This window comes from Paragemmobacter straminiformis (assembly GCF_014243445.1).
GTDB lineage: Bacteria > Pseudomonadota > Alphaproteobacteria > Rhodobacterales > Rhodobacteraceae > Paragemmobacter > Paragemmobacter straminiformis.
Genome location: NZ_JACLQD010000001.1, coordinates 1,016,535 through 1,030,560, shown reverse-complemented (window position 1 = coordinate 1,030,560; position 14,026 = coordinate 1,016,535). Strand labels below are relative to the sequence as shown.

The window sequence follows — 14,026 nt, the reverse complement described above, 5'->3', positions numbered from 1 at the left end:
CACCCCGCAGGGTGCGCGCTTGCTGCGCACCTTAGGCCGCCTGGGCCTGTGCGGCGATTTCGGCCTCGAACGCGTGGGCGATCCAGGGCATCAGGGCGGCGACATCGGCCTGTTCGACCGTCGAGCCGCACCAGATGCGCAAGCCTGCGGGCGCATCGCGGTAGGCGCCGATGTCATAGGCCACGCCCGCCTTTTCCAGCCGTTTGGCGACCGCCTTGGCGAAAGCCTCGCCATCGGTGATGCGCGGGTCGGTGAACTTGAGGCAGACCGAGGTCGTGGAGGCGATTTCCGGCGTCTCGGCCAGATTGGCGATCCAGGGGTTGGCGGCGCAGAAGTCCCAGACGGTTTTGGCATTCGCCTCGGCGCGGGCGATCAGGGCGGGCAGGCCGCCGATGGATTTGGCCCATTTCAGCGCGACGAGGTAATCTTCGACCGCAAGCATCGAGGGGGTGTTGATGGTTTCGCCGGTGAAGATGCCCTCGATCAGCTTGCCCTTGGCGGTGAGGCGGAAAATCTTGGGCAGGGGCCATGCGGGGGTGTAGCTTTCCAGCCGTTCCACCGCGCGGGGGGAAAGGACCAGCACGCCATGCGCGCCTTCGCCCCCAAGCACCTTTTGCCAGGAGAAGGTGGTGACGTCGAGTTTCGACCAGGGCAGGTCCATCGCGAAGGCGGCAGAGGTGGCGTCGCAGATGGTAAGCCCTTGGCGCGTATCGGGAATGGCCGCGCCGTCGGGAAGGCGTGCGCCCGAGGTGGTGCCGTTCCATGTAAAGACGACATCGCGGTCGAAATCGACGGTCGCAAGGTCGACGATCTGGCCGTAGGGGGCTTTTTTCACCGTGGCGTCGAGTTTGAGCTGTTTCACGACATCGGTGACCCAGCCTTCGCCGAAGCTCTCCCACGCCAGCATTTCGACGGGGCGGGCGCCGAGGAGGGACCACATTGCCATTTCGACCGCGCCGGTGTCGGAGCCGGGGACGATGCCGATGCGGTAACCTTCGGGGACGTTCAGGATTTCGCGGGTGAGGTCGATCGCTTCTTTCAGCTTCGATTTGCCGACGGCGGCGCGGTGCGAGCGGCCAAGCGGGGCGTCGGCAAGCAGGTCGAGCGAGAAGCCGGGGATCTTGGCGCAGGGGCCGGAGGAAAAGCGCGGGTTTGCCGGGCGCAGTGCCGGTGCGGTCAGGTCGGTCATGGTATCCTTCCAGATATTTGCCCTTCGGTGGGGAAGGGTGTCCCGCCGCCGGAATTAACGGGGCGGGCGGGGTGGCACAAGCGGGAAAATCGTCGTAAAGCGCCGCATCGTCGCGGAAAAGCGACGCCGGATTCCACTATCGGAAACTTTGCCATGTTCATCGTCACGCTTCTGACCGACCCCGCCCGCCCGATCCTTGACCGTGCCACGGTCGAATCCCTGCGGAATGCCTGGGGCGGGGGGGATGCGGTTTGGCTGGACCCCGGCGTGGCTGCGGAATTTCCCGTGGAGTCAATGCCTTCGGGCCGGTGGGAGGCGTGGGACGGGTTGCAGGCGCTGGGCATCGACATGGTGGTGCAGCCGGCCGAGGGGCGCAGGAAGCGGGTGCTTCTGGCGGATATGGACAGCACCATGATCGAGCAGGAATGCATCGACGAACTGGCCGACGAGGCGGGGGTGGGGCCGAGGGTGGCCGAAATCACGCGGCGGGCGATGAATGGCGAGCTGGACTTTGAGGCCGCGCTGCGCGAGCGGGTGGGGCTGCTGGCGGGCCTGCCCGTCGCGGTGATCGAGCGGGTGATCCGCGACCGGATCACGCTGATGCCGGGGGGGCGCGAACTGGTGGCGACGATGCGCGCCAACGGGGCCTATGCGGCGCTGGTGTCGGGCGGGTTCACCGCGTTCACGCGTGAGATCGCGGGGGTGTTGGGCTTTGACGAAAACCGGGCCAACACATTGATTTCCGAAGGGGACGTTCTGACCGGAACCGTGGCCGAGCCGATCCTTGGCAAGCAGGCCAAGGTGGATGCGCTGGTAGATATTACCGAAAGGTTAAAGCTGCGCGAGGATCAGGTTCTGGCCGTTGGCGACGGGGCGAACGATCTGGGAATGCTGAAACGTGCGGGCGCGGGTGTGGCGCTGCATGCCAAACCCGTGGTGGCGGCGGAATGCGACATTCGCATAAACCACGGCGATCTGACGGCGTTGCTGTTCATTCAGGGCTATTCCCGCGAGGACTTCGTCTCTTGACCTCATCCGCGCAGAATGCGGCATAGGGGTTAAGGCGCGATAAACGGAGCGGTCATGTTCGAGGTTCTTCCCCATGTGGCGATGCTGCTGGTCCTTGCAGCCTTTGTGGCGGGTTTTGTCGATTCCATCGCGGGGGGCGGGGGGCTGATTGCGGTTCCGGCCTTGCTGCTGGCGGGGGCGTCGCCGCTGGAAACCCTGGCCACCAACAAGTTGCAGGGCACGTTCGGGGCTGCGACCGCAACCCTTAGCTATGCGCGGGCGGGCCATGTGCGGTTGCGCGACCAGGCGGGAATGGCGGCGATTTCGGCGGTCGCGGGGGCCGTGGGCGCGCTGGTGGCGCATCTGATTCCGGCGCAGGTGTTGCGGATGGTCATGCCCGTGGTGCTGGTGGCGGTGGCGGCTTTTTTCGCGTTCAAACCGGGACTTACCGACAAGGACAAGGCCGAGCGGGTGAAGCCTGCGGTCTTTGCGCTGACGGCGGTGCCGCTGATTGCGGCCTATGACGGCTTTTTCGGGCCGGGGACGGGGTCGTTCTTCATGCTGGGTTTCGTCATGCTGGCGGGGTTCGGGGTGCTGAAGGCCACGGCGCATACGAAACTGCTGAATTTCGCAAGCAATATCGGGAGCTTGACGGTTTTCATCCCCTCGGGGGCGACATGGTGGGCGGTGGGGTTCGCGATGGCCGCGGCGCAGGTTCTGGGGGCTGCGATCGGGTCGCGCCTTGCAATGCGGATCGGGGCGAGACTGATCAAGCCGCTGCTGGTCGCCACCTCGACGGGGATGGCGCTGCGGCTTTTGTGGCAGGTCTGGGCGGGCTGAAGGCGGGCGGGGCGCCGATGCACAGCTGATGCACGGGTTTGCACGGCGGAAGTAACGTTTTGTCAGGGATTTCCGTTTGCGAAGGAAATCGGGGGTAAATCTTCTGCGAAAATTCGGGCGAGGTTCAGGCGGCCCAGTCGGCGCCCTGCATCTCGCGCAGACGCGAGGCGGTGCGTTCGAATTCGAACGCTCCGGTGCCTTCGAGGTAGAGACGTTCGGGCAGATCGGCGGCCGAGCAGATGAGCCGGACCTTTGCCTCGTAGAGCGCGTCGATCAGGGTGACGAAGCGTTTCGCCTCGTTGTAGTTCGACGAGGAGAGTTGCGGGATGTCTTCGAGGATCAGCACGCGGGCGGCGGCGGCGATGGCGAGGTAGTCGCCCGGCCCGAGAGGCTGGGCGCAAAGGTCCCAGAAGCTGGCGCGGGCCACGCCGTTGGCGAAGCGGGGCACGGTCACCTCGCGCCCGTTCACCGGCAGGCGGAGGGGTTCGCCCGCTGCCCCGCCGGTCAGGTCGGACCAGATCGAATCGATCTGCGGGCGGACCTTGCCTGCGGGGTGGAAATAGACCTGCGCGCCCGCAAGCCGGTGCTGGCGGTAGTCGGTCGGGCTTTGCAGGTGGCGGACGGTGAAGCGGCGGTTCAGCAGGTCGATGAAGGGCAGGAACAGCGCACGGTTGAGGCCGTTCTTGTAAAGGTCTTCGGGCGGGCGGTTCGAGGTGGTGACGATGACCACGCCTGCCTGCAGGAGTTTTTCGAACAGGCGCCCCACGACCATCGCATCGGTGATGTCGGTGATCTGCATTTCGTCAAAGGCGAGAAGGCGGGTGTCCTTGATGATCGCCTCGGCCACGGGGGCGAGGGGGTCTTCGGTGCCGGTCTTGCGCGCTTCGTGCATGCCTTTGTGGACGGATTGCATGAAGGCGTGGAAATGCACGCGGCGCTTGGCGCGGATGTCGGTCGCTTCGGTAAAGAGGTCCATGACCATCGACTTGCCGCGCCCGACGCCGCCCCAGAGATACAGGCCGTTCGGCGGTGTCAGCGGCTTGGCGAAGAGGCCCGCGAAAAGGCCCACGCGGCGTTCGGCATTGGCTTCGAGCCAGGCGCGCAGGGGTTCGAGATCGGCCAGAACCGCGTGCTGCGCGGGATCGGCGCGGAGGGTTCCGGCGCTGACGCGGGCTTCGAAGATCTGGGTCAGGGTCTGTCGCATACCGTTGTATACCGTGCTTTGGCTGCTTCTGGAAGCGTCCGCCTAAAGGTCGTGCCGCTTGTGCCGTTCTTGGGGGGGAAGAGCGAGAAGGAGACCGGCATGGCCGTGGCGCAGATATACGGGTTGAAACCGGTCGAGGTCGAGAATGCCTTGCCGCGCGTGCTGGCGGCCGCCGATTTTGCCGCCGTGGCGGCATTGGCGCGGGCGATTTCGGGCGCGCAATGGGTGTGCATCCGTCTTGCCGACGCGACGGGCGCGCGGGTGGTGTTCTACCCCGAGCGCGAGGGCGTGACCGATCTGCCGCCGTCGCTGCATTCGGGCGAGCGGTCGGGCGATGCGGGGGCCGAGTTCAGCGCGATGGGGCTTGCCGGTGTGCAGTTCTGGGCGGGCTTTCCGTTGCGGGACGCGGCGGGCAGGTCCATCGGCCTGATGGGGGTGATGGATGATGTGCCGCGCGCCCTGTCGCAGGGGGTGATCGGGCAGTTGCAGCTTGTGGCCGACGTGCTGGCCGACAAGGTGGAAAGCGGGGCCTTGGCGCTGCGGATGGTGGCGCGGCGGACGCTGAAGCTGATCGAGGATGTGGTCGAGGTGGATGACGCCGCGGCCTCGCCGGTGTTGCGTGGGCTGCTGCGCTTCGCGGCGGGCGATGTGCCGCAAAGCACCGAGGCCATGGCGCTGCGCATCGCCGGACTGGCCGAGGCCAAGGGCGGGCGGCTGATGCTGACGCCGATTGCCGAGGGGATTCTGGCGCAGCAGGGCATTCAGGCGCAGGCCGGTGATCTGGCGGAAGCGGTCGACGTGCCGGTGCTGCCCGTGACCGAGTTCAGCCCGATGGCGCGGCTGCGGATCGGCGAGACGGTGCATGACATCGCACGGTCGGATGCGCTGGATGCGCTGGGCTTTCGTCCGGCCGGGTCCGAGGGGGCGTGGACGGTGCTTGAGAACGGGCTTGAGGAGGGTTGGCCCGAGATCATTGCCGAAGTGCTGAAAAAGACCCGCAACGTGGTGATGGAATATGTGCGGATGCACATGATCCACGAGCGCGAGGTGCCGCTGCCCGAGGGGCAGTATCACTATGACCTTTACGGCATGGGCTGGACCGTGCGCGGCACGCCGGAACATGCCGAGGTCAGCGTGAACGGGACCGACTGGACCGTGTTCGACGCAAGCGGGGTAGGCTTTGACCAGCCGCGCGATCTGTCGGCGCGGGCGGCGATGGCGGGGTATCCCGATATCGGCGACCGGATCGCGGGCGACGTGCATGAATGGTGCAAGCGTCTGGCGGCCGGTTCGGAAGTGACGCCGATCTTCTAGAGGCTTTCCAGAAAGGCGATCAGCGCCTTGCGGTCGGGGGCGGGCAGGGTCGTGACGCGGTCGCGGGCGGCCTGTCCCTCGCCGCCGTGCCAGAGGATGGCTTCGAGCAGCGATCTGGCGCGGCCGTCGTGCAGGTAGGAGGCGTGGCCCGTGACCTGCGGGGTCAGGCCGATGCCCCAGAGCGGCGGGGTCTTCCATTCCGATCCGGTGGCGCGGCCTTCGGGGCGGCCATCGGCCAGACCCGCGCCCATGTCGTGCAGCAGAAGATCGGTGTAGGGCCAGACAAGCTGGAAGCTTTGTTCGGGTTGTCCGGTCAGGCGGGCCGTCACGTGTTTGGGCGTGTGGCAGGCGGGGCAGCCGCTTTCGTGGAAGATGCGTTTGCCTTGCAGCACGGTCGGATCGCCTGCCAGCGGGCGGTCGGGCACACCGAGGTTGCGGGCGTAGAAGGTGACGAGGTCGAGGCTTTCGGAGCCGACCTCGACCCCGTCGCGGGTATCGGGGTCTTGGCCGTCGGGTGCGGCGTGGCAGGCGGTTTGCGCGGCGGTGCAATCGCCCGCAGGATCGGGGTGGAGCGCCGAGGACAGGCCCATGTCGCCGGAAAAGGCGGCGGCGGTCTGGTCGCGGATGGTGGCCGCCCCGCCCTTGAGGCCGAAGCGGCCCAGCAGGGGCGCGCGTGCCGCGCCATCCGCCTGCGGCAGACGCGCGGCGCGGCCCGAGATGCCGTCGTGGTCGGCATCGTCCGGGTCTTCGCGTGACAGGATGTCGGAGGCGGGAATGGCCTCGAGCAGGCCGAGGCCGATCATCTGCGGCGCGACACGGGGCGAGAGCATCAGCGCGGGGTCGGGTGGGCCGTAGGCCGGGTCGGCGATGGCGTAGGCCGGAGCGCGCAGGCTGACGGTGGTGCCATCGGCAAGGGTGACGGGAATTTCGGTATAGGTGACGGAGATCTTGCCTTCGGCGGTTTGGCCGGAGGTGGCGAAATCCTGCAACTGGCCGCCGTAGACCGGATCGGGGCGGGTGGCGAGCCAGTCGGCGATTTCGGCCGGCCCCGTGCCGCCGGGAAGCGAGAGGCGGAGCAGCATCGAAAGGTCGCCCGCGCCGTTCGGGGCATGGCCGCGCCCGTCCTTGATGTGGCAATCCTGACAGGCGCGGGCGTTGAAGAGGGGGCCAAGACCGTCGGAGGCGCGGGTCGAGGCGGGGGCTGCGACCCATGTCTTGGTGAAGAGCGCGTTGCCGAGCTGGAACTGCATCTGGCGGGCGAAGGACATGTTGCCCGAAGGCTGGCTGAAGGCATCGGCCGTGGCCCTGCGCCGGACCGAAGCAGCACCTGCGGGCAGGGATTCGAAGGGTTCGGGCGCGGTGAAACCGGTTGGCGCTGCAAGGATGGCTTGGATGCGGGCGGTTTCGGCGGCTGTGCGCGGCAGGGGCGCGCCGCCCTCTGCCAGCGCGGGTCGGGCGAGCAGGAGCGACAGCAGCAGGGCGGCGGCGCGGATCATTGGAACACGGCGTCCGGCGTGTCGAGGCTGTCGGACCCCTCGAAGGCGATGCGGTCAAGGCCGAGGGCCCCCGCCGCCCGCGCCAGCGTGTCGGTCTGGGTGACGAGCGCGCCGATTGCGGACCGGATCAGGGCGGCACCATCGGCATTGTCCGGGGCGAGCAACTGGTCATAGGCCACGCCGGAGGCCGCAGACAGGCGCAGCGCGTCGAGGGCGGAGAGCGAGGCGTCGAGTTCAGCGCGCAGGCGGCTGTCGGTGGCAGGGTCGGCGGCGGCGACCAGATCGGCCAGCGCGGGGCCGGAGAGGGTGGTGCCGTCGCGGCGAAGATAGCGGCCGAGGTAGACGTTCTGCACGCCGAGGCCGTTGAAATAGTGGCTGTTGGCGGTGGTGTCTGAGAAGCAGTCCTGTTCTTCCTCGGGGTCGTTGAGCATGAGGCCGAGTTTCATCCGCTCGCCCGCGAGTTCGCCGTAGGACAGGCTGCCCATGCCTGTGACCATCGCGCCAAGGGCGGCTTCGGGGGCGGTCGTCAGCGCGCGGCGGGCGGCACCCGTGGCGGACCATTGCGCGGCCATTTCGGCAAGGTCGGCAACGAGCAGGCGCGTTGCGGCCGAAAGATAGGCGGCGCGGCGGTCGCAATGGCCGTGGGTGCAGGCTGCGGTTTGCAGATAGTCGGTGTGCGGCCTGTCGCCCGCGCCCGCCCGCGTGCCGTTGAGGTCCTGTCCCCAGAGCAGGAATTCGATGGCGTGATAGCCCGAGGCGACGTTGGCTTCGGATCCGCCCGCCTCGTGCAGGGTGTCCGCGATCAGGGCGGGGGTGATGCGGGTGGCATCGACGGCGGTGCCCGAAAGGGTGAAGCGCGGGGTGGCGATGACGTTCAGCGTGGCAAGCGGGTTGGCGGCATCGGGCGGGGTGGCGACATAGTCGATCAGCCCTTCGTCGAGGGGCCATGCGTTGACGCGGCCTTCCCAGTCGTCGACGGCGGGGTTGCCGAAGCGGAACACCTCGGATTGCTGGTAGGGGATGCGGGCGGCGACCCATGCGGCGCGGGCTTGGGCCAGCGTTTCGGCTGCGGGTGCGGCAAGCAGCGCATCGACGGCGGTTTGCAGATCGCGCGCGGCGGCGAGGCTGTCGGCAAAGGTGGCCTCGGCGATGTCGGCATAGGTTTCCACAACGGCGGCGGGGGTTGCGGCGGTGCCCGCGGCGGCAATGGGCGCGGGGAGAAGGGCGAGAAACAGGGGAAGGGCGCGGTGCATGAGATCCTCGGGGTAGGGTATTCTGTATTTCCGACAAAAATAGTAGGTTGTAAAGGCGGCTTGCGAAACTGCCTGCGGGACTGACGCAGGTTATTGATTTGGATCACATATTTTCCCCGTTCTTTGGCCTAGGCTGGATCGGTGATGCGGGATCATTGATATTTACATATTCATATATTAATATATAAAGAGCCGCAGCACAGGGGGCACGCATGACGCACAGACTATTCCTTTCGGTTCTTCTGGTCCCGTTTATGGCGGTTCTGGGCGGGGTGGCGCGGGCGGAAAGCCTGACGGTGCAGCCTGTCGAGGTGACGGATTGGAAAGCGGTCTATGCGCGGATCGAGGCGCGTGACCGTGTGCCTGCGCGGGCGCGGATCGGCGGGGTGCTGGTCGACTTGCAGGTGGGCGAGGGCGACACGGTGACCGAGGGGCAACCCCTTGCGCGGATCGTCGATGACAAGCTGGCGTTCCAGCTTTCGGCGCTGGAGTCGCAAAAGGCGGCAGTCGCGGCGCAGCTTGCCAATGCGACCTCGGAGGTTAGGCGCGGCGAGGAATTGCTGAAGCAGGGGGTGACGACGGCGCAGCGGCTGGATGCGCTGCGCACGCAGGCCGATGTGTTGGCCGGACAGCTTGCCGCCATCGAGGCGCAGGCGCAGGTGACGCGGCAAAGCCAGACCGAGGGCGTGGTGCTGGCCCCTGCGGCGGGCCGTGTTCTGGATGTGCCGCTGTCGCGCGGGGCGGTGGTGATGGCGGGCGAGGCCGTGGCCACGCTGGCGGTCGGCGGCAGTTTCCTGCGGCTGGCGGTGCCCGAGCGGCTGGCCGGCGCGCTGCACGAGGGCGACGCGATCCGGATCGAGGGGATGGCGGGCGGGAAGCTTGTCAAGATCTACCCGCTGATCGAGAACGGGCGGGTGGTGGCGGATGTCGAGGTGCCGGACCTGCCCGACGGGTTCGTCGACGCGCGGGTGCTGGTGCGTTTGCCCGTGGGCCATCATGCCGCGCTGGTGGTGCCGCAAGCGGCGATCGTCACGCGCGACGGGTTGGACTTTGTGGCGGTCGAAGGGGCTGCGGGCGCGGAAATGCGCGTGGTCGTGCCCGGAACGCGCGAGGTCGGGCAGGTCGAGATTCTGACGGGGCTTGTCGCCGGTGACGTGGTCATGACCCAAGCGCCCAAGGCCGGAGGCGGCGATGAGTGAGGCGTCCCCCCTTGGCCTTGCGGGGCGGTTGACGCGGGCCTTCATCGCTTCGTCGCTGACGCCGCTGTTCATTCTGGCGGCGCTGGCGGCGGGGCTGGTCGCGCTGGGCGCGCTGCCGCGCGAGGAAGAGCCGCAGATTTCGGTGCCGATGGTGGATATCCACATCGCCGCCCCCGGCCTGAAGGCCGAGGACGCGGTGAAGCTGGTGACCGAGCCGTTGGAGGTGATCGTCAAGGGCATCGCGGGCGTCGAGCATGTCTATTCGCAGACGCGCGACGATGGCGCGCTGGTGATGGTGCGCTTTGCGGTGGGGACGCGGTCGGAAGATGCGGTCTTGCGGGTGCATGACAAGGTGAGGGCGAACCTCGACCGGATACCGGTGGGGATTGCCGAGCCGCTGATCGTGGGGCGCGGGATCGACGATGTGGCGATTCTTGCTGTGACCCTGTCGGGCAAGGCGGGAAGCGGGGTGGGGGCGAATGACCTGACCCGCATCGCGCGGGCCTTGCAGGCCGAGGTGGCCAAGACCGAGGATGTGGGCCTGACCTATCTGGTGGGCGAGGCGCATGAGGCGATCCGCATCGCGCCCGATCCCGACCGTCTGGCGCTATACGGTGTGACGTTGCAGCAACTGGCGGGAAAGGTGGCGCAGGCCAACCGGACGCTGACGACAGGCAAGCTGCGCGACGGCGGCGATCAGGTCGATCTGGTGGCGGGCGAGACGCTGACGGCCCCTGCCGAGGTGGCGAACCTGCTGTTGACGACGCGGGACGGGCGACCGGTCTATGTGTCAGATGTGGCCGATGTGACCTATGTTCCGGATACGGGCGAGGCGATTGTCGCGAATATCGTCAAGTCTGCGGGCGGATTGCAGCGCAGCCCTGCGGTGACTTTGGCGGTGGCAAAGCGGGCGGGGGCCAATGCGGTCGTGGTGGCCGAGGCCGCGCTGCGCCGGATCGAGGCGCAGGAAGGGCGGATCATTCCCGGCGATGTCAGCCTGACCGTGACGCGCGACTATGGCGAGACGGCGAACGAGAAGGCCAACGAGCTGTTGTTCCATCTGGGGTTGGCGACGGTGTCGATTATCCTTCTGGTGCTGCTGGCGATCGGCTGGCGCGAGGGGGTGGTGGTGGCCATCGTCATTCCGGTGACGATCCTGCTCACGCTCTTTGCGAGCTGGATCATGGGCTACACGCTGAACCGCGTGAGCCTGTTCGCGCTGATCTTCTCTATCGGGATTCTGGTGGATGATGCCATCGTGGTGATCGAGAACATCGCGCGGCACTGGGGCATGGGCGATGCGCGCCCCCGTGCGCAGGCGGCCATAGATGCGGTGGCCGAAGTGGGCAATCCGACCATCGTGGCCACGCTGACGGTGGTGGCGGCGCTTTTGCCGATGCTGTTCGTGAGCGGGCTGATGGGGCCCTACATGTCGCCCATTCCGGCCAATGCCTCGGCGGCGATGATCCTGTCGTTCTTTGTCGCGGTCATCATCACGCCGTGGCTGATGGTGAAGATCGCGGGCAAGGCCAGGATGGCGCATGGCGGCCATGCGGGCTGGATGGAGCGCGCCTATGGTGCGGTGGCGCGGCCGATCCTTGGCAGCAAGGGGCGGAGCCTCGGGTTCCTGCTGGCCTCGGCGGCCTTGTCTTTCGGCTCGCTCGGCTTGCTTTACACGCAGGATGTGACGGTCAAGCTGTTGCCCTTTGACAACAAGTCGGAACTGTCGGTGATGATCGACATGCCCGAAGGGGCGGCGGTCGAGGCGACGGACCGCGTGGCGCAAGAGATCGCGGGGATCGTGCTGGAGATGCCCGAGGTGACCTCGGTCCAGACCCATGCGGCGACGGCCTCGCCTGCGAATTTCAACGGGCTGGTGCGGCATTCCTATCTGCGCGCCGACCCGAACCTTGGCGAGGTGGCGGTGAACCTGTTGCCCAAGGGCGCGCGGGACCGCACGAGCCACCAGATCGCGCTGGATATACGGCAGAAGATCGCGGCGCTGGGGCTGGACGGGGGGATTTCGGTCAAGGTGGTCGAGCCGCCCCCCGGCCCGCCGGTGATGGCGACGCTGCTGGCCGAGGTTTACGGACCCGATGCCGCGACGCGCCGCGCGACCGCGCTGATGGTCGAGAACGCTTTCCGGTCGGTGCCCTTTATCGTCGATGTCGACAACAGCTACGGCACACAGGCGCGGCGGTTGCGGGCGCGGGTGTCGAGCGACGATCTGGAATTCTTCGGGGTGCAGGAACAGGACGTGTTCGACACCATCGCCGCGCTGAACGGCGGGCAGGTGGTGGGCTATTCGCATCGCGGGGACGGGCGCTATCCGATCCCGCTGGTGGTGCAGCGGCCCAAGGGCGCGCGGGTGATGGACGAGACCTTCCTGACCACGCCGATCCCCGCAAACACCCTGCCCGGTGCGCGGGGCGTGGTGGAGCTTGGCGATGTGGTGAAGGTGACCGGGGAGGCCGCGTCCTTCCCGATCTTCCGCCACAACGGGCGCGAGGCGGAAATGGTCACGGCGGAACTGGCGGGCGATTTCGAGGCGCCGCTTTACGGGATGCTGGCCGTGGACAAGGCGCTTGAGGGGCAGGCCGGCGCGCCCGCGATCGCGCTGCATGGCCAGCCCGAGGACGAAAGCCGCCCCACGCTGCTGTGGGATGGCGAATGGGAAGTGACCTGGGTCACGTTCCGCGACATGGGGGCGGCCTTTGGTGTGGCGCTGCTGGGGATTTACATTCTGGTCGTCGCGCAATTCGGGTCGTTCAAGCTGCCGCTCGTGGTGCTGACGCCCGTGCCGCTGACATTCCTTGGCATCATGTTCGGCCATTGGCTGTTCGGCGCGCCGTTTTCGGCCACGTCGATGATCGGCTTCATCGCGCTGGCGGGGATCATCGTCAGGAATTCCATTCTGCTGGTGGATTTCATCCGCAGCGAGGGGGCGGTGACGGTGGAAAGCCTGATCCGCGCGGGGACGATCCGGTTCAAGCCGATATTCCTGACGGCCGTTGCGGCGATGATCGGGGCGGCGGTCATTCTGGCGGACCCGATCTTTCAGGGGCTCGCCATCTCGCTTCTGTTCGGGCTGCTGACATCGACGCTGCTGACGGTGTTGGTCATCCCCGCGATCTATCGGGTCTTCAGGACGTAACCTTCAAGGGAGGACGGGCTATGGCACATGTCGTTGTATTGGGCGCGGGGTTGGGCGGGGCCATCATGGCCTATGAACTGCGCGACCGGCTGCGCAAGGAGGACAGGGTCACCGTGGTGACGAAGGACGCGAAATACCATTTCGTGCCGTCGAACCCGTGGATCGCGGTGGGCTGGCGCCAGCGCGGGGAGATCACGGTCGATCTGGCCCCCGTGATGGAGAAGAAGGGGATCGGCTTCGTCCCCGTCGCGGCGGAACGGCTGCACGCGGCGGAGAACCGCATCGCGCTGGTCGACGGGCAGAGCCTGTCCTACGATTACCTTGTGATCGCCACGGGGCCGGAGCTTGCCTTTGACGAGATCGAATGCTTGGGGCCCGAGGGTTTTACCCAGTCGATCTGCCACATCGACCATGCCGAGAAAGCCGCGAAGGCGGTGGAGGAGCTGATCCGCAACCCCGGCCCCGTGGTCATCGGCGCGGTGCAGGGGGCAAGCTGTTTCGGGCCGGCCTATGAATTCCTGTTCATCCTCGAGACCGCGCTCAGGCGGGCCAAGGTGCGGGACCGGGTGCCGATGACCTTTGTCACCGCAGAGCCCTATATCGGGCATCTGGGGCTGGACGGGGTGGGCGATACCAAGGGGCTGCTGGAATCGGAGATGCGCGCCAAGCACATCAAGTGGATCACCTCGGCCAAGGTGGCGCGGGTCGAGGCGGGCAGGATGTTCGTCCACGAGATCGGCGAGGACGGGGCGGTCAAGGCCGAACGCGAGCTGCCCTTTGCCTTTTCGATGATGCTGCCCGCCTTTCGTGGCATCAGACCCGTGGCGGGGATCGAGGGGCTGAGCAATCCGCGCGGGTTCACCATTGTCGACAAGCACCAGCAGAACCCGAAATACCCCAACGTCTTTGCCGTGGGCGTTTGCGTGGCGATCCCGCCGATGGGGCCGACGCCGGTTCCGGTGGGGGTGCCGAAAACCGGCTTCATGATCGAAAGCATGGTGACGGCCACGGCGCATAACATCGCCAATATCGTGCAGGGCAAGGCGGCGGATCGGGTCGGCACGTGGAATGCCGTCTGTCTGGCCGATTTCGGCGACGGGGGCGTGGCCTTTGTGGCCCAGCCACAGATTCCGCCGCGCAATGTCAATTGGTCGTCGTCGGGCAAATGGGTGCATGTGGCCAAGATCGGCTTCGAGAAATACTTCATCCGCAAGCTGCGCAAGGGGGTTTCCGAGCCGTTCTACGAGACGCTCGCGCTGAGGACGCTTGGCATCGACAAGCTGAAGGAAACGGTCGAGGGCTGACGCCCCGCCGCCATTCGGGGCGGTGGTCGCCCCGTTTTGAGAACCCTGCGGGGCGATGGTTGCCC

Annotated in this window: 10 protein-coding genes; 6 read left to right on the top strand and 4 right to left on the bottom strand. The window is 67.0% G+C overall.

Features of this window, described 5'->3' with window-relative positions:
- Window positions 1–31 precede the first annotated feature (31 nt).
- Window positions 32–1,189, bottom strand: coding sequence for a phosphoserine transaminase (locus H7F16_RS04845; protein ID WP_185796391.1), 1,158 nt, complete (start codon window positions 1,187–1,189; stop codon window positions 32–34).
- 153 nt (window positions 1,190–1,342) lie between these two features.
- On the opposite strand from H7F16_RS04845, the gene serB reads away from it, so the two are divergent.
- Together serB and H7F16_RS04835 are read left to right on the top strand one after the other, a co-directional pair.
- Window positions 1,343–2,218, top strand: a complete 876-nt coding sequence (gene serB / locus H7F16_RS04840) for a phosphoserine phosphatase SerB (protein ID WP_185796390.1) — start codon at window positions 1,343–1,345, stop codon at window positions 2,216–2,218.
- 54 nt (window positions 2,219–2,272) lie between these two features.
- The gene (locus tag H7F16_RS04835) at window positions 2,273–3,037 is read left to right on the top strand and encodes a TSUP family transporter (protein WP_185796389.1); all 765 of its coding nucleotides are present in this window, start codon (window positions 2,273–2,275) and stop codon (window positions 3,035–3,037) included.
- A gap of 124 nt (window positions 3,038–3,161) precedes the next feature.
- Here H7F16_RS04835 and zapE read toward each other — a convergent pair whose 3' ends face one another.
- Window positions 3,162–4,241 (bottom strand): cell division protein ZapE, encoded by a 1,080-nt coding sequence (gene zapE, locus H7F16_RS04830; protein WP_185796388.1) that lies wholly within the window; start codon window positions 4,239–4,241, stop codon window positions 3,162–3,164.
- A gap of 99 nt (window positions 4,242–4,340) precedes the next feature.
- Between zapE and H7F16_RS04825 the strand changes: the two genes are divergently transcribed.
- The gene (locus tag H7F16_RS04825; protein ID WP_185796387.1) at window positions 4,341–5,555 is read left to right on the top strand and encodes a hypothetical protein; all 1,215 of its coding nucleotides are present in this window, start codon (window positions 4,341–4,343) and stop codon (window positions 5,553–5,555) included.
- On the opposite strand, the gene H7F16_RS04820 is transcribed toward H7F16_RS04825, so the two are convergent.
- Entirely contained in the window at window positions 5,552–7,051 is a 1,500-nt protein-coding gene (locus H7F16_RS04820) for a di-heme oxidoreductase family protein (RefSeq protein ID WP_185796386.1), read from the bottom strand. The two genes, H7F16_RS04825 and H7F16_RS04820, sit on opposite strands and share 4 nt — an antisense overlap.
- Window positions 7,048–8,304, bottom strand: coding sequence for an imelysin family protein (locus H7F16_RS04815; RefSeq protein WP_185796385.1), 1,257 nt, complete (start codon window positions 8,302–8,304; stop codon window positions 7,048–7,050). The genes H7F16_RS04820 and H7F16_RS04815 overlap by 4 nt, the downstream gene beginning before the upstream one ends.
- Before the next feature lie 254 nt (window positions 8,305–8,558).
- On the opposite strand from H7F16_RS04815, the gene H7F16_RS04810 reads away from it, so the two are divergent.
- Genes H7F16_RS04810 through H7F16_RS04800 form a run of 3 tightly spaced genes read left to right on the top strand, consistent with a single transcriptional unit; the run spans window position 8,559 to window position 13,961 of the window.
- Window positions 8,559–9,503 carry an efflux RND transporter periplasmic adaptor subunit gene (locus H7F16_RS04810; RefSeq protein ID WP_422121105.1) on the top strand — a complete coding sequence of 315 codons (945 nt, stop codon included), beginning with the start codon at window positions 8,559–8,561 and terminating at the stop codon, window positions 9,501–9,503.
- Complete coding sequence (locus tag H7F16_RS04805) at window positions 9,496–12,657, top strand: efflux RND transporter permease subunit (RefSeq protein WP_185796383.1); 3,162 nt, start codon at window positions 9,496–9,498, stop codon at window positions 12,655–12,657. Before H7F16_RS04810 ends, H7F16_RS04805 begins: the two co-directional genes overlap by 8 nt.
- Window positions 12,658–12,677: 20 nt before the next feature.
- Window positions 12,678–13,961, top strand: a complete 1,284-nt coding sequence (locus H7F16_RS04800; protein WP_185796382.1) for an NAD(P)/FAD-dependent oxidoreductase — start codon at window positions 12,678–12,680, stop codon at window positions 13,959–13,961.
- Window positions 13,962–14,026 lie beyond the last annotated feature (65 nt).